This window comes from Prosthecobacter sp. (assembly GCF_044222565.1).
In the GTDB taxonomy this organism is placed as follows: domain Bacteria; phylum Verrucomicrobiota; class Verrucomicrobiia; order Verrucomicrobiales; family Verrucomicrobiaceae; genus Prosthecobacter.
The window spans coordinates 121,242-135,866 of the sequence record NZ_JBGANA010000017.1 but is presented as its reverse complement, the minus strand read 5'-3'; the positions used below and the strand labels follow the sequence as shown (position 1 = coordinate 135,866).

The 14,625-nt window shown below is 61.0% G+C and carries 12 protein-coding genes; 6 read left to right on the top strand and 6 right to left on the bottom strand.

All coding sequences use genetic code 11. The features are described from left to right. Positions 1 to 2: 2 nt before the first annotated feature. The 6 genes from ACILSR_RS22735 to ACILSR_RS22710 are packed head-to-tail and all read right to left on the bottom strand — an operon-like array spanning position 3 to position 5,315. Positions 3 to 998, bottom strand: a complete 996-nt coding sequence (locus ACILSR_RS22735) for a nucleoside hydrolase (RefSeq protein WP_395752097.1) — start codon at positions 996 to 998, stop codon at positions 3 to 5. Further along, a complete protein-coding gene (locus ACILSR_RS22730; RefSeq protein WP_395752096.1) occupies positions 995 to 1,999 on the bottom strand; it encodes a nucleoside hydrolase in 1,005 nt (334 codons plus the stop codon). The genes ACILSR_RS22735 and ACILSR_RS22730 overlap by 4 nt, the downstream gene beginning before the upstream one ends. Before the next feature lie 5 nt (positions 2,000 to 2,004). Further along, entirely contained in the window at positions 2,005 to 2,928 is a 924-nt protein-coding gene (locus ACILSR_RS22725) for an ABC transporter permease (protein ID WP_395752095.1), read from the bottom strand. 11 nt (positions 2,929 to 2,939) lie between these two features. Next, complete coding sequence (locus ACILSR_RS22720; protein ID WP_395752094.1) at positions 2,940 to 3,287, bottom strand: hypothetical protein; 348 nt, start codon at positions 3,285 to 3,287, stop codon at positions 2,940 to 2,942. Between the two features lie 20 nt (positions 3,288 to 3,307). Further along, positions 3,308 to 4,243 (bottom strand): sugar ABC transporter substrate-binding protein, encoded by a 936-nt coding sequence (locus ACILSR_RS22715; protein ID WP_395752093.1) that lies wholly within the window; start codon positions 4,241 to 4,243, stop codon positions 3,308 to 3,310. 52 nt (positions 4,244 to 4,295) lie between these two features. After that, positions 4,296 to 5,315, bottom strand: coding sequence for a LacI family DNA-binding transcriptional regulator (locus tag ACILSR_RS22710; RefSeq protein WP_395752092.1), 1,020 nt, complete (start codon positions 5,313 to 5,315; stop codon positions 4,296 to 4,298). Between the two features lie 71 nt (positions 5,316 to 5,386). Between ACILSR_RS22710 and ACILSR_RS22705 the strand changes: the two genes are divergently transcribed. Genes ACILSR_RS22705 through modA form a run of 6 tightly spaced genes read left to right on the top strand, consistent with a single transcriptional unit; the run spans position 5,387 to position 14,624 of the window. Beyond that, entirely contained in the window at positions 5,387 to 6,658 is a 1,272-nt protein-coding gene (locus ACILSR_RS22705) for a sulfatase (RefSeq protein WP_395752091.1), read from the top strand. Positions 6,659 to 6,702: 44 nt separating this feature from the next. Next, on the top strand, positions 6,703 to 7,233 hold the full coding sequence (locus ACILSR_RS22700) for a sigma-70 family RNA polymerase sigma factor (protein WP_395752090.1): 531 nt from the start codon (positions 6,703 to 6,705) through the stop codon (positions 7,231 to 7,233). Continuing rightward, complete coding sequence (locus ACILSR_RS22695; protein WP_395752089.1) at positions 7,230 to 8,774, top strand: LamG-like jellyroll fold domain-containing protein; 1,545 nt, start codon at positions 7,230 to 7,232, stop codon at positions 8,772 to 8,774. Before ACILSR_RS22700 ends, ACILSR_RS22695 begins: the two co-directional genes overlap by 4 nt. Then, the gene (locus tag ACILSR_RS22690; protein ID WP_395752088.1) at positions 8,771 to 11,644 is read left to right on the top strand and encodes a PSD1 and planctomycete cytochrome C domain-containing protein; all 2,874 of its coding nucleotides are present in this window, start codon (positions 8,771 to 8,773) and stop codon (positions 11,642 to 11,644) included. Before ACILSR_RS22695 ends, ACILSR_RS22690 begins: the two co-directional genes overlap by 4 nt. Before the next feature lie 3 nt (positions 11,645 to 11,647). Further along, positions 11,648 to 13,072 (top strand): DUF1501 domain-containing protein, encoded by a 1,425-nt coding sequence (locus ACILSR_RS22685; RefSeq protein ID WP_395752087.1) that lies wholly within the window; start codon positions 11,648 to 11,650, stop codon positions 13,070 to 13,072. A 28-nt stretch (positions 13,073 to 13,100) separates the two neighbouring features. After that, positions 13,101 to 14,624, top strand: a complete 1,524-nt coding sequence (modA, locus tag ACILSR_RS22680) for a molybdate ABC transporter substrate-binding protein (protein WP_395752086.1) — start codon at positions 13,101 to 13,103, stop codon at positions 14,622 to 14,624. Position 14,625 lies beyond the last annotated feature (1 nt).

Here is a 14,625-nt window from a genome sequence, read left to right as displayed (position 1 = left end):
GTTTATTTCTTTGCGGGTGGTGGCTCGACGCTGAGCTGCACGATGGCTTCGCGAACACGGGCGGACTGCGCTGCGCTCATGACCAGAAAGCGGTGGGTGCCTTTGCCTTTTTTGTCGGCGCGAAAGAGCGTGGCGGAATCCTTTTCAACAATGACTGTTCCGGGCGGGGAGAGATCGAAGTAACCGCGATCTGGCAGCACGGCATACAGCACGGAGGTGGGGTCCCAGGTGGGGCGGTCATGCGGCGGAGGATTGTACAAGTAGTAGGCCTCTTTCAGCGGGTGGTGAGGGATGTAGTTGAGGTCCTCCTCGATCACGACGTGAGGAAACGCGGCTGCGACACCGATTTCGTAACCGCTCCACACAATGGGTGTTGGCCATTCTTTGGCGAGTTTTTGCGCGGCGGGCACGTCGAGTTTTACATTGTACTCCAGATGGCGGGTGTCCCACTGAACGGTCTGAAAGGCACCCGCCATGATGCTGAGGACTTTGACTTTCTTTGCGACCAGGTCCTTGCCGCCAGGAGAGTCAAGCAGGCGTGAGAGATTTGTGAAAAAGCCGACCTGGGCGATGACGACGCTGCCGTCTGGCTGCTTGGCGAGGATGTCTTTGATGAGGCCCACGGCCTCCGGAGCGTCTGCGCCGCTTTTGAGATCATGCGGATAGCGCAGGCTGCCGTCGGCGTTTTTTTCATCGGCGAGGAGATTGAATTTTCCCGCTTCCTTTGCCGCGCCATCGCGGACTACGCCGATGGGGATGTCCGGGTAGCCGTAGAGCGTGTTTACAGCATCGACGAAAGCGGCGGCCTGTGGGTGATCTTTGGTGACTGTCACGGCCAGCAGCTCGCATGCGCCGCGCTTTTGGAGATTGTGGATCATCGCGAGGGCCATCAGGTCATCGACGTCATTGCCCATGTCGGTGTCGAATATGAGCTTGACGGGGGCGGCCTGGGAGAGACCGCAGATGGCACAGAAGAGGAGAGTGATGAAACGCTTCATTTTTTAGGTGGTTGAACGGTGGTTTGAACGATGGCCTCGAGCACGCGGGCCTGTTGAACGGATGACATCGTGAGAAAGCGGTCGCGTTTGCCGCCCCTGGCATCTTTGCCGGGTGGGGTGAATTTGGTGAAGCCATCCGTGCCCACGGTCACGCGCCCGGGGGAGGAGAGGCCGAAGAATCCGCGATTTGGAAACACTGCCTGAAGCACGCTGCTCTCGTCCCAGCAGGGGCGATCGTGCGCGGGGCCGCTGTGGAGCAGATAGGCCTCTCTTACGATATGGTGCGGTGTGTAGCCAAAATCCTCTGCGATGCTGTCGCGTGGGAATGGCAGTGCCTCGCCGATCTCGTAACCGCTCCAGTACACCGGCACGTCCTCGGGCCACTCGTTTGCCACCGTCTGCATGAATGCGATGCCATTGATGACGTTTGCTTCCAGGTGATAGTTGGTGCGATTGCAGAAGGCGAAGGCTCCGGCCATGATGGAAAGCGCCTTCACCTTTTGACGGATGAGTGCGGGGCCATCGAGCGGAGAGTGCTTGTCCGCTTTTGATTTGAGGAGGTTTGCCATGTTTGAGGCGATGCCAACGCTGATGATGGAAACGCTGTTGTCGGGCTGCTTTGCCAGCAGTTCACGCAGCAGATCCACGGCCTCGCGCGCGGCATCGTTGCTTTTCAGATCGTGCGGATATTCGGGGGAATCGGCCAGCTTCAAATAACTGCTGGGGCGCTTTTGAGCTTTGGGATCGCGCGTTACTCCGATCGGAAGATCGGGCCTGCCGTAGAAGGTGTTCTGCGCGTCCACGAAGCTGGCGGAGAGCGGATTGTCCTTTGAGATTGTGACTCCGAGAAGGCCGCAAGCGCCGCGATCTGCGAGGGTGTGGCACATGGTCAGAGCGAGGACGTCGTCCACGTCCCCGGTGATGTCGGTGTCGAAGATGATGCGCGGCTTTTCTGCGAAAGCAGAAGCAGCAAGGAACAGCAAGAAGGTCAGAGGTTTCATGCGGATTATTTTCTCCTCCAGGTATCAGCCAGGACTGCGGCGATGATGACGAGGCCGGTGACGACGCGCTTCACCGGCTCGGTGGCTCCCACCTGGATGAGGCCGGCCTCGAGCGTGGCGATGATGAGGACGCCCATGAAGCTTTTGACCACGGAGCCGCGGCCGCCCATGAGGCTCGTGCCGCCGACGACCACGGCGGCGATGGCGCCGAGCTCGAAGCCTGTGCCGGCATTGGGATCGGCAGAGCCGAGGCGTGAACCATTGAAGACGGCGGCGAGACCCGTGAGCGCACCGAGCAGCGCATGAGCGAAGATGCGTGGCCGATCCACGGGCAGACCGGAGACGAGGGCTGCCTCGCGGTTTGCGCCAATGGCGAGGAGGTGGCGGCCGATGGCCATCTGGGAGAGCATCACCTGCCCTGCTGCGACGACGAGAAGACTGATTACAAATGCGGGGGAGATGACGAGTCCGCCGAAGGGCGCGCCGAGGGATTCGATGTCCGCACCGATGTATTTCGTCTGCGAGTTCGTGGTGAGGAAGGCGAGGCCGCGGGCGATCTCCAGCATGCCGAGGGAAACGATGAAGGACGGAAGGCGCAGCTTCACACTGACTGCGCCGGTGGTGCCGCCGAGCAAGGCTCCGACGGCTACGCTGACGAGCAATGCGAGCGGCAGAGCCCAATGCAGATCCGCCATGAGTACGCCGACCACCGCACCGCACAGTCCGAGCAGCGAACCCACGGAGAGGTCAATGCCTCCAGTGACCATGACCAGCGTCATGCCCGTGGCCACGAGCGCGAGGGCGGGGATGCGGTTTGCCACGGTGCCAAGGGTGACGATGCTGAAGAAGCTGTCCCGCATGAGACCGAAGAACACGATCATGGCTGCGAGGACAGCGATGAGGATGAAGAAATCGGTGAAGCGGCGCATGTGTTCTGAATTCAGATGTAGTGCTTGGCGATGTAGTCCCCAACAAAACGAACACGGCTCAACTCCCAGGCTTTTTCCGTGATTGCATTCGGACTGCTGGAGAAGTCCTTTCGTGACATTTCATCCAGCACCGATTTTCGCATTTCTTCACCAAGTCCAGCCCACCATCGTTCGATGTCAGCAGAAAGTAAGGCTGCCGCCTCGCCCCCTTTGATTGCTTTGTTTGAGTCGATCAAAAGAGCTCGTGGTTCGCCAGCGAAGGGAGTTTCAAGCCAAATCCTCTCTTTGATTCCACCTCGTTCAATGAAGAACTCGATGGAACCACCATCGCGGTAGAACTCGATGCCTGTGATATTCATTTAAACAATATTTTCCAGTCTCATTTCACCACAACATCCACCGGTGTCTGCTGGTCGGCAGGCGTGGTCTTGTCCTTGAGGATTTTTAGCGCGGCTTCGATGCCGAAGACGGCGAGCTGATCACCATGTTGATCGCAGGTGGCGAGGACGCGACCGTCGGCGAGGAGGGGCTTAAGGGCGGCGATGTTGTCGAAGCCGATGATCTGCACCTGACCGGTCTTGCCGGCGGATTGCACGGCGGCGGCGGCGCCGAGGGCCATGTTGTCATTGGCGCAGAGGAGAGCTTTGACGTTGGGATTTGCAGCGAGGATGCCTGCGGCGACGGCGTTGGCTTTTTCCATCTCCCACTGGCCGCTTTGTGAGGCCACCACTTTCATGCCGGCGGCGTTCATGGCGTCTTCAAAGCCGGCTTTGCGCTGCTGGCCATTGAAGGCGGTGGTCACGCCTTCAATGATGGCAACTTCATCGCCTGCCTTGAGCTTTTTTGCGAGAACCTCCGCGACAGCTTTCGCGCCGGCGCGATTGTCGGGGCCGACGAAGGGAATGCTGAGTCCGGCTTTTTGAAGGGTGTCGGCATCGAGCTTGTTGTCGATGTTGATGACGAGAACGCCTGCGGACTTGGCGCGATTGAGCACGGTGACAAGCGCCTTGGAGTCCGCCGGGGCGATGACGATGGCCTGCACGCCCTGAGACACCATTTGATCGACGAGGCCCACCTGCTCGGAGAGATCGGTCTCGTTTTTGATGCCGTTGACGAGAAGCTCGTAATCGCCTGCGTGTGCGGCCTGGTGCTTCTTCGCGCCTTCGGCCATGGTTTGGAAAAACTCATTCGCCAGGGATTTCATCACGAGAGCCACCTTGGATTTTCCTGAGGCGGAGGAGCTGGCGGGACCGCCTGCGGGCTTGCAGGAAAGCAGCGCCAGGCTGGCCAGGAGAAGTGGAGTGAGGCATTTCATGGTTGGAAAAGAGGGATTTGCGCAAACGATTGTGCAGAAGGAAGTCTTTCGGTCAATCTTTCTTCCTGGGACCGATGGAGGCGCGCTCGATCAGGCGCACAGGGAGGGTCGTGAGGGTCTTTCGGGAGGTTCTGGCGCCGCGCTTGATGAGGTCACAGAGGCGGTCCACCGCGACTGTGCCCATGTCCTCCACCGGCTGGGCGAGGGTGGTGAGCGGGGGGGAGAGAAGCGTCGCCCAGGGCTGTTCGTCGAAAGCGATGAGAGAGAGATCGTTTGGGATGGCAAGTCCGCGCTCTCGCACAGCCTCCAGAGCGCCAAGTGCAAGCTGATTGCTGAGGGCAAGAATCGCGGTGGGACGCGGCTTCATCTCCAGCAGGCGCAAGGTGTGCTCTCGCGCGATGGCCTGGGAGTGCTCGCCGCCGACGAGGAATTTGTTTTCGACGCGCAGTCCGGCATCGCACAATGCGGAGCGATAGCCGCGCACGCGCTCCATGATGACCGAACTGTCCTCCCTGCCCTGCAGGCAGGCGATGCGGCGATGGCCGAGCTTCACCAGGCGCTTCACCGCCTCGCAGGCGCCGGTAAAGTTGTCGGCGACCACTGCGGCGGTTTTCAATGCGGTGAACACGCGGTCCACCTGGGTGAGAGGAAGCCGGGAGGCGATGAGGGGCTGAAGATGTGCGCTGTCTCCGCCGACGGGTGCGAGGATGAGGCCATCGATGCGGCGGTCCAGCAGTGTGCGGATGCATTCCGCCTCGACTTCGTCCGACTCCTGGGAGTCGGCCAGCAGGACCGTGTAACCCAGCGAACGGGCGCGGCGCTCCACGGCGCGGGCGAGCGCGGCGAAGAAGGGGTTGGAGATGTCCGGAATCACGAGTCCGAGCGTGCGTGTGCTTTGCAGGCGGAGGCTGCGGGCGAGTTCATCCGGGCGCACCCCCATGGCGGCGGCTTCATCCAGAATGTGCTTTTGAGTCTCCTTCGCGATGCGGAACTCATCACCGCGTCCCGCCATGACACGTGAGACCGTGCTGGCGGAGATGCCGAGATGCTGGGCGAGGGATTTGAGATTCATGCGAAGCGGTGAGCGCTGAATTTTGGCACAAACTGGCGATAAAGAGGGATAACCGCAACGTCACCTTCCACATGTTCCCTTCACGCCATCTGCTGCTCGCGATTGTACTGAGCTTTCAGGCGCACGCCGCCGTGCCTAATGTGATACTCATCAACTGCGACGACCTGGGCTACGGCGATCTGGGCTGCTACGGCGCCAAGGACATCCGCACGCCGGAGCTGGACCGCATGGCGGCGGAGGGAACGCGGTTCACGGATTTTTCGGTGACGACGGCGCTTTGCACGCCATCGCGTGCGGCATTGATGACGGGGAAGTATCCGGGCCGCGTGGGGCTGGCGGTGGGCGTGCTGCGGCCGGATGCACAGACGGGCCTCGCGGGGACGGAGACGACACTGGCGGAAGTTTTTAAAGCTGCGGGACATGCCACCGGCTGCATCGGCAAATGGCACCTGGGCTTTCTCAAAGGCATGCGTCCGATGGACCAGGGTTTTGACAGCTACTACGGCGTGCTGCACAACCTCGATAAATTCGAGACTGACCTGTTTGAAAAGGACGGTGGCATGCCAGTGCTGCGGGGAGATCTTGTGGAAAAGCGGCCCGCGGTGCCAGCGGAGATGACGGGGCTTTATACGGCGGAGGCGCTGAAGTTCATTGAGGAGCATCGTGAGCGGCCGTTCTTTTTGTATCTTGGTCATGCGATGCCGCACATCCCGTTTGATGCCTCGGCGAAGTTCAAAGGCAGATCGCAGAGGGGGCTTTATGGGGATGCGGTTGAAGAGCTGGATGACAGCACGGGGCAGATTCTGGAGAAACTGCGTGTGCTGAATCTCGCGGAAAGGACGCTGGTCATTTTTACCAGTGACAATGGGCCAGAGCGCAAGACTCCCGGCACGGCCGCGCCGCTCACGGGGACCAAGCACACTGTCCATGAAGGAGGGCTGCGGGTGCCCTGCATTGCGTGGTGGCCGGGGCAGGTGCCTGCCCAGCGAGTGTGTGATGAGTTTGTGAGCACGCTCGACCTGATGCCTACTTTTGCCAAGCTTGTCGGCAGGTCACCGCCTGAGAAGATCGATGGTTTTGATCAGACTGATGTTCTGCTGGGGCGAGCTGGCGCGAGGTCTGTGCGCGGCACGCTTTATTCCTTGTATGGCCTCAAGGAGCGTCGGCTGCAATCCATGCGCGAGGGGCGGTGGAAGCTGCATCTGGGTGCGCAGCCGAAGCTGTATGATCTTCAGAGGGATGTGAGTGAGACGACGGATGTGGCGGCGCAGCATCCTGAGATTGTCCAGAAGCTGACGAGGGAGGCGAAGGAGATTCATGACGCCACACTGGATGCTCGATAATTTTTTGGCACTCGACTCCTCCCCGCCGGGAATACATTGAGACCATGCCAGACTCACCTTCCAGCACCGAAACTCTCGTGCTGCTGCTGACGCAGCATCAGGAGGCGCTGTTTCGATACATTTTCAGCCTGGTGCCGAAGGAGGCGGATGCGCGGGACATTCTGCAGGAGACGAGTCTGGCGCTGTATCGGAAGCTTGACCAATATGATGCGACGCGGCCTTTTCTGCCGTGGGCCTACCGCTTTGCGTATCTTCAAGTGCAGAAGTATCGGGAAAAATCCGCCCACTCTCCGCTTCTCTTCAGCGAGGACGTGATGGATTTGCTGGCCAGCGAGCGCACGCACATCGAGCCGCAGCTGGATGAACGGCTGCGGCTGCTGGATGGCTGTCTGCAAAAGCTCACGGCACAGGATCAGGAACTCGTGACCAGCCGGTATGCGCTGCGCCAGAGCGCAGAGGAGATGATGAGCCGATTTTCGCTGAGCCGGCGCACGCTTTTCCGCAATCTGGAGCTGCTGCGGCAACGGCTGCATGAATGCGTGACACGCCAGCTGCAAACGGAGGGCCTCACATGAGCACGAATCTGGAATCTCTCATCCACGCCAAGATCGATGGCGAGATCACCGCCGAGCAGCAGGCGCAGCTCGAAGACCTGCTGCGGTCCGACTGGAAGGCGCGCCGGCTTTACCTGGAGCTGGTGGATCAGCACGCACGCCTGCTGCAGCAGCCCGCCGTGAATACTGGGCGCCTGCAACCCACGACGCCGAAACGCAAGCCGCGGCGATGGGGGCCCTCTCTCGCCGCAGCGGCTGCGGCCATCGTTTGCGCCTTTCTTTTCTGGCCGCGCCATCAAGTTGAAACGGAAGCCACGTCCAATGGCGTGGCCATGCTCAGCCAGACGATGGATGCCAGATTCACCGGCACCGCACCGCGCAGTGGCGACACCCTCAAGCCCGGGCGCATCCAACTCGCCCAGGGCCTGGCGCAGATCGAGTTTTACAGCGGAGCCACCGCTTTGATCGAAGGCGCAGCCGAGATCGAAATCGTCTCCGCCTGGGAGGCGCGCTGCCTCAGTGGTCGCGTGCGTGTGCACGTGCCGCCCGCCGCGCGTGGCTTCATGATGCACGCGCCCGGCCTGAAGCTCGAAGACCTCGGCACTGAGTTTGCCCTCAATGTGAAGGACAACACCAGCGCGGTGCATGTGTTTGAGGGCGAGGTCATCGCCCATCAAGGCAACGAAGCTCCCGCCAGTCTCAAGCAAGGGATGTCGCTGGCCTCCGCCAATGTCGCCGGCATCTCACCGCAGGATTTCCTCTCCATCAATGAGCTTCACGGCCTCGTGCAACAGCGCGACAGCCAGCGCTTTGATCAATGGCAGCAGTGGTCTCTTTCCACGCGCAAAGACCCGCGCCTCATTGCCTACTACACCTTCAAGCACTGGGAGAATGACCGCTGGGACCGCCTCGTGAACAATTTCACCGAACCCCGCCGCCCGAGCCGCGCCGGTGGTGCGGTCGGTGCCAGTTGGACGCAGGGGCGCTGGCCGAAGAAGGAAGCGCTGGAGTTCAAGCGGCCAGGCGACCGGGTGAGGCTCAACCTCGACGGCACCTACCAAGCCCTGACGCTCGCCTGCTGGGTGAAGGTTGATTCCGTGGACAAGAAATACAACTCGCTGCTGCTGACGGACGGCTACGACAATGGCGAACCGCACTGGCAGATCTATGAGGATGGGAGCCTGATGTTTTCCGTGATGTATCGTCCGGCAGAGGCGGCCAAGAATGCGAAGTACAATCAGATGTATTTCAGCAGGCCGGTCTTCACCGCCGACAGCCTGGGACGCTGGCACCATCTGGCGGTGACGTATGAGAATGTGAGTGGAGAGGTCATCCAATACTTCGACGGGCAGGAGGTGGGCCGGGAAATATCCAAGCTGCACCAGCGCGGGCGCGACATTGTTTTTGGACCGTGCGAAATAGGCAACTGGGGGCTGCCCACGCAGGGGCACCCGTTTCCCATCCGCAATCTGAACGGCGCAATCGATGAATTTGCGATCTACAGCGCCGCATTAAATGTTTCTGAAGTGCGTAACCTTTACGACCACGGCAAACCCGAATGACCACCCACCAAATCCTTTTGATCTGCCTGCTCGGCGCATCCTCCCTTCATGCCGCGGATGCCGAGGCGCTCTTCGTGCGCCGCGTGTGGCCGCTGTTTCAGGAGAAGTGCCTGGCCTGCCACGGCAATGACAAAAATAAAATCAAGGGCGGGCTCGACATGCGCACGCTGCAGAGCACGCTTAAAGGCGGCGAGAGCGAGAAGACAGCGGTGGTGCCCGGGAAGCCTGAGGAGAGTCCGCTGTATCTCGCCTCCACCCGCCAGCATGAGGATGACTGGGAGGCGATGCCACCAAAGGAAGCGGACAAGCTTTACGCGGAGCAGCTGGGCTGGATCAAGGCATGGATCGCGGGTGGTGCGCCGTGGCCGGATGAGGTGAAGCGTGAGGCGATTGCCAAGGCGAACGCGGAGAAATGGAGCGCGGAGGACGGCGTGACGGTGAAAACGACGGGAGCGCTTTCACCTGAATGGGCGAATCGACGCTACAAGCCGGAAGGTCTCTGGGCGTACCAACCGGTGAAGAAGCCGGCCGTCCCGGCAGGCAAACACCCGGTGGATGCGCTGCTGGATGTCAAAGCCCCCGCGCCCGCTGCTGATGCTCGCAGCTTCATCCGTCGCGCCACATTTGATCTGACCGGGCTGCCGCCGACTCCTGAGGAGGTGGCTGCTTTTGAGCAAAGCTACGGCAAGGATCCAGAGTCGAGCATTGAGAAGCTGATCAACCGGCTGCTGGAATCTCCGCATTATGGGGAACGCATGGCGCGGCACTGGCTGGATGTGACGCGCTACGCGGACAGCAGCGGCTTTGCGAATGACTATGAGCGTGGCAACGCATGGAGGTATCGGGATTATGTGGTGCGCAGCTTCAATACGGACAAGCCGTATGATCAATTTATCAAAGAGCAGATTGCGGGGGATGAGATGCATGGCGGGAATGCGAGTGCTGCTGCGCGCGAAGAGGGCGCTCATGCGGGCAGGAGTGCCCAAATCACTTCCAGGCCGGAGCTGCTGGTCGCCACAGGGTTTCTGCGCATGGGACCGTGGGAGCTTACGGGCATGGAAGTGGCCAAGGTGGCCCGGCAGAGGTTTCTGGATGATGTGACCAACAGCGTGGGAGAAACGTTTCTGGCGCATTCGCTGCAGTGCGCGCGCTGCCATGATCACAAATTTGATCCGGTGCCGACACATGACTATTACTCCATCCAGGCATGCTTTGGAACGACGCAACTGGTGGAGCAGGCCGCGCCTTTTCTTCCGACGGAGAACACCGCGGGATTCGAGGAGAGGAAATACCTGGAGGCACGGCGCGACGAGCACATGGCCATGCTCGCCCGCCTAGACGAAAAGATGCTGGCCAATGCCGCCCAATGGTATGAGCAAAAGAAGCTGGACCGCAGCACGTGGGACAAGGCGGTGGCCTCCGCGCGCGCTTTCATTGCCAACGGCGGCAAGATGAAGAAGGGCCGCAGCTTTACCGGCGTGTTTGAGACCGCGCGTGCCGCCCTGCAAAAACAAAACCTTCCTGAAGACCAGTACCCGCCCAAGCTCGTCGGCTTTGAGCCTGAGGACTACGGCAATGAGCGGGTGGCGCGCAAAGGCCTTGAGCGTCTGAAATGGGAACTGGAGCGCTACGAACCCTTTACCTTCAGCGTGTATGACGGTCTCACCCCGCAGGTCACCAGCATCTACCAGCCCATCCGCATGCCGCAGGATCCCATGTCCGGCGGCGAGCTGGAGCAAACCGCCATCCTCGGCGGTGGCGATCCATTTTCCCCAACTCAGCCGGTGAAGCCGGGAGTGCTCTCGGTGCTGGGCAGCGTGGAGTTTCCGGACGCCATCGAAGGCCGCCGCACCGCGCTGGCCAACTGGATCGCGAACAAAGCCAATCCGCTCACCACGCGAGCCATCGTGAACCGTCTGTGGCTGTGGCATTTTGGGCAGGCCATCGCGGGAAATCCGAACAACTTCGGCAGCACGGGAAAGAAGCCCACGCATCCGGCACTGCTGGACTGGCTGGCCGCCACGCTGGTGGAGAAGGAGTGGTCGATCAAAGAGATGCACCGCGTGATCATGACAAGTGCTGCGTATCGGCGCAGTACAGACCTCAAAGAGGGCACCACGGTCAGCCACGAGGAAGCGGAGAAGTCCTACACTGTTTTCAAGGCCCGCCGCCTCATGGCTGAAGAGATGCGGGATGCGATGCTGAGCATCACGGGAGAGCTCAATCCGACACTGGGCGGCATTCCGAACCGGCCGGAGATCAACATCGAAGTGGCCATGCAGCCGCGTCAGGTGATGGGGACCTTCGCCGCGGCGTGGGTGCCGAATGCGCTGCCGACGCAGCGTCATCGCCGCAGCCTGTACGCGCTGAAGATTCGTGGGGTGCGAGATCCTTTCATGGAGGTTTTCAATGAACCCGGCCCTGACTTTTCCTGCGAAGCGCGTGAAGTTTCCACGGTCACGCCGCAGGTCTTCAGCCTGTTTAACGGGCAGTCCATCCACACGCGGGCGCTGGCGCTGGCACACCGAGTGATGCAGGAAAAGCCGGAGGATGTGATGGCGCGCCTCTTCCAGCTCGCCTACAGCCGCGCTCCTTCAGCCGAAGAAAAGACCGCATGCGAAGCTCACTGGCAGGCGATGGAAAAGAAACAAAGCGGCCTCACCTTCACAAAGACATCCCCTCCCCTTACAGTGAAGCGCGATGCGGTGGAAGAAAACACCGGCGAGAAATTCAGCTTTCAAGAAACCCTCCCCGGCTATGCCGACTTCGTCCCCGATCTCCAGCCCGGTGACGTGGATGCCCGCACGCGCGCACTGGCGGACGTGTGCCTCGTGCTGCTGAACTCGAATGAATTTGCCTACCTCTACTGAGCCATGAACAAGTCCTTCTTTCCCTGTGCAGGATCGCGCGCGCTGCATGCACCGACGCGGCGCGAGTTCGTCTATGGCATGGGTGCGTCTCTTGGCAGCGTGGCGCTGACGTCATTGATGGCAGCCGAGGCAAAAGGACCGCTGGCACCGAAGGCGCAGCAGGTGCCTGCGAGGGCTAAAAACTGCATCTTCCTGATGATGGAGGGCGGCCCCAGCCACATCGACACCTTTGATCCGAAGCCTGCGCTGGAGAAACTGCACCTGAAGGAATTCGTCCGCGAAGGCAAGCAGAAGTCAGCCATGGAAAGCGGCAAGCGCTACTATGTGAAGTCTCCCTTCAAGTTTGCCCAGCACGGCCAGAGCGGCGCGTGGATGAGCGAGCCGTGGCAGCACCTCGCGGGGGTGGCGGATGAGCTGTGCTTCTTTCGCGGCTGCCAGGTGGACTCGGTGAATCACCCGACGGCGATGTACCAGATGAACTGCGGCAACCGTTTCGGCGGAGATCCGGCCATCGGTGCGTGGGTGACATATGGGCTGGGTTCCGTGAATCAAGATCTGCCGGGCTTCGTGGTGCTGCCGGAGATCAGCTACCCGCAGGGTGGGAGCGCAAACTGGAGCAATGGATATCTGCCTGCGCAGTTTCAAGGCACGCCGCTGCGACCGAAGGGCTCGCCGATTCTCGATCTGCAACCGCCGCAGGGGATCGCGTCTGAGCATCAGCGGGCGAATCTGGATCTGCTGGCGAAGCTGAACACGGGCCATGCGGAGGGGCACCCGTGGCATGACGAACTGAAGGCGCGGATGCACAATTACGAACTCGCATTTCGCATGCAGACGCAGGTGCCGGAGACGCTGGACCTGAGCAAGGAAGACGAGAAGACCAAGGCGATGTATGGCATCGGCAGCGACGCCACGGATGCGTTTGGCAGGAAGTGCCTGCTGGCGCGCAAGCTGGTGGAAAAGGGTGTGCGGTTTGTGCAGCTCTACGCGGGCACCTGGGACAGCCACGACTACATCGAGCGAGCGCATGGAAATCTCATCCGGCAGGTGGACCAGCCAATCGCAGCGTTGATCAAAGATTTGAAGCAGCGCGGCCTGCTGGATGACACGCTCCTCGTCTGGTGCGGCGAGTTTGGCCGCACGCCGGACAATGGCGTGCGCGGCGGAACTGCCTACGGCCGCGACCACAATCCGAAGGCGATGACGGTGTGGCTGGCCGGCGGCGGGGTGAAGGCAGGACACGTGATCGGCAGCACGGATGACCGCGGCATGGAGGCCGTGGAGGAGGTGCACCATGTGCGGGATCTGCATGTGACGCTGCTGCGCCTGCTAGGACTCAGCGACAACAAGCTGACCTTCTACCACGCGGGGCGCTTCAAGCAGCTCAGCCAGTTTGGCGGGCAGGTGATCGAGAAATTGATCGCATAGCACGGCGTGTCTGGCACGTTTAGAGATCATGCTGAAGAAACTCCTCATCGTCCTCTGCCTGGGTGCACTCGCCGGAGCTGCCTGGGTCGCGCTCAAGCCTGCCAAGCCCCGCTCCACGCCGCTCACCGTTTTTTGTGCCGCCGGCATCAAGAAGCCGGTGGAGGAGATCGCCACTGCTTACCAAAAAGAGACGGGCGTGGAAGTCAGGCTTCAGTTCGGAGGCTCGGGCACTCTGCTGAGCCAGCTCAAGATCGCGAAGCAGGGGGATCTTTTCATCGCAGCGGATGATGGAGCCCTGGCGGATGCGAAGAAGATGGAAGTCACCCGGGAGGAGTTTCCCCTCGTCGTGCAGAAGCCGGTGCTCGCGGTGGCCAAAGGCAATCCCAAGCACATCGACGGCCTCGCTGCGCTGAAGAAGCCGGAGATCAAAGTGGCGCTCGCCAACCCTGAGGCCGCGAGCATTGGGCGTGTGGTGAAGAAGCTTCTCGGTGCGGAGTGGGAGGCGCTGGCGGCCAAAGCCGCGGTGATGAAGCCCACCGTAACTGAGATCGCCGCGGATCTCTCGCTGGGCGCTGTGGATGCCGCGATTGTGTGGGATTCCATCGTGCCGCAATTCAAACTCGATGTGGCCCCGCTGCCCGAGCTGGCCAAGCATGAAGAGCACGCGACGGCTGCCGTGCTGGCCTACAGCCAGCAGCCTGCCGAGGCGCTGCGCTTTGCCCGCTACATGACCGCACCGGAAAAAGGCGGCGGCGTTTTCGAGAAGCAGGGCTTCAAGGCGGTGCCCGGAGACAAATGGGCCGCACGCCCGGACTTGATCATTTACAGCGGGGGCGTGAACCGCACGGCCATCGAGAAACTGCTGCAGCAGTTTGCCTCGCGCGAAGGGATCACCATGACAACCGTCTTCAACGGCTGCGGCATCCTCTGCGCCTCGATGAAGACGATGGGAGACAGCAGCAACCCCAAGTTTCCGGATGTCTATTATGCCTGCGATGTCTGCTTTGTGCCGCCAGTGGCGGAGCAGTTTCCCGAGGCCATCCTGCTCACGGAGGCCGAGATCGTGATCGCCGTGCCGAAGGGCAATCCCCAGAACATCCACACGCTCGCGGACCTGGCACGGCCGGGGCTGAGAGTGGGGCTCTGCAATGCGGAGCAGTCCACGATCGGCTACCTCACGCGGTCCATTCTGAAGTCAATGAACCTGCTGGAGAGCGTGAGCAAAAACGCCTCGTCCCAGGTGCCCACGGCGGATTTTCTGGTCAATCAGATGCGCACCGGTTCGCTCGATGCGGCGGTGGTGTATGGGATCAACATCAACAACGACAAGGAGCACTTTGAGGCCATTCCGCTGCCTGCGGACAAAGCCAAGGCGGTGCAGCCTTTTGCGGTGCGCAAGGACACCGCGTATCAGCAGCTCAGCCGCCGGCTTCTTGCGTATCTTCGTGAAAACCGGGCGAGCTTTGAGTCAGCCGGTTTTGCCTGGAAAGGCGACACCGCGCCAGTGAAGAGCGCGGAGATCGTCCTCCCAGAGTGGCTGAAGCAGAAGTAGG

Bases quoted from the DNA above. Each gene is read 5' to 3' on its own strand.
- ACILSR_RS22700 (WP_395752090.1), top strand. From the start codon at position 6,703: ATGCCAGACTCACCTTCCAGCACCGAAACTCTCGTGCTGCTGCTGACG.
- ACILSR_RS22710 (WP_395752092.1), bottom strand. From the start codon at position 5,315: ATGAATCTCAAATCCCTCGCCCAGCATCTCGGCATCTCCGCCAGCACG.
- modA (WP_395752086.1), top strand. From the start codon at position 13,101: ATGCTGAAGAAACTCCTCATCGTCCTCTGCCTGGGTGCACTCGCCGGA.
- ACILSR_RS22725 (WP_395752095.1), bottom strand. From the start codon at position 2,928: ATGCGCCGCTTCACCGATTTCTTCATCCTCATCGCTGTCCTCGCAGCC.
- ACILSR_RS22735 (WP_395752097.1), bottom strand. From the start codon at position 998: ATGAAGCGTTTCATCACTCTCCTCTTCTGTGCCATCTGCGGTCTCTCC.
- ACILSR_RS22705 (WP_395752091.1), top strand. From the start codon at position 5,387: ATGTTCCCTTCACGCCATCTGCTGCTCGCGATTGTACTGAGCTTTCAG.
- ACILSR_RS22695 (WP_395752089.1), top strand. From the start codon at position 7,230: ATGAGCACGAATCTGGAATCTCTCATCCACGCCAAGATCGATGGCGAG.
- ACILSR_RS22720 (WP_395752094.1), bottom strand. From the start codon at position 3,287: ATGAATATCACAGGCATCGAGTTCTACCGCGATGGTGGTTCCATCGAG.
- ACILSR_RS22715 (WP_395752093.1), bottom strand. From the start codon at position 4,243: ATGAAATGCCTCACTCCACTTCTCCTGGCCAGCCTGGCGCTGCTTTCC.
- ACILSR_RS22730 (WP_395752096.1), bottom strand. From the start codon at position 1,999: ATGAAACCTCTGACCTTCTTGCTGTTCCTTGCTGCTTCTGCTTTCGCA.
- ACILSR_RS22685 (WP_395752087.1), top strand. From the start codon at position 11,648: ATGAACAAGTCCTTCTTTCCCTGTGCAGGATCGCGCGCGCTGCATGCA.
- ACILSR_RS22690 (WP_395752088.1), top strand. From the start codon at position 8,771: ATGACCACCCACCAAATCCTTTTGATCTGCCTGCTCGGCGCATCCTCC.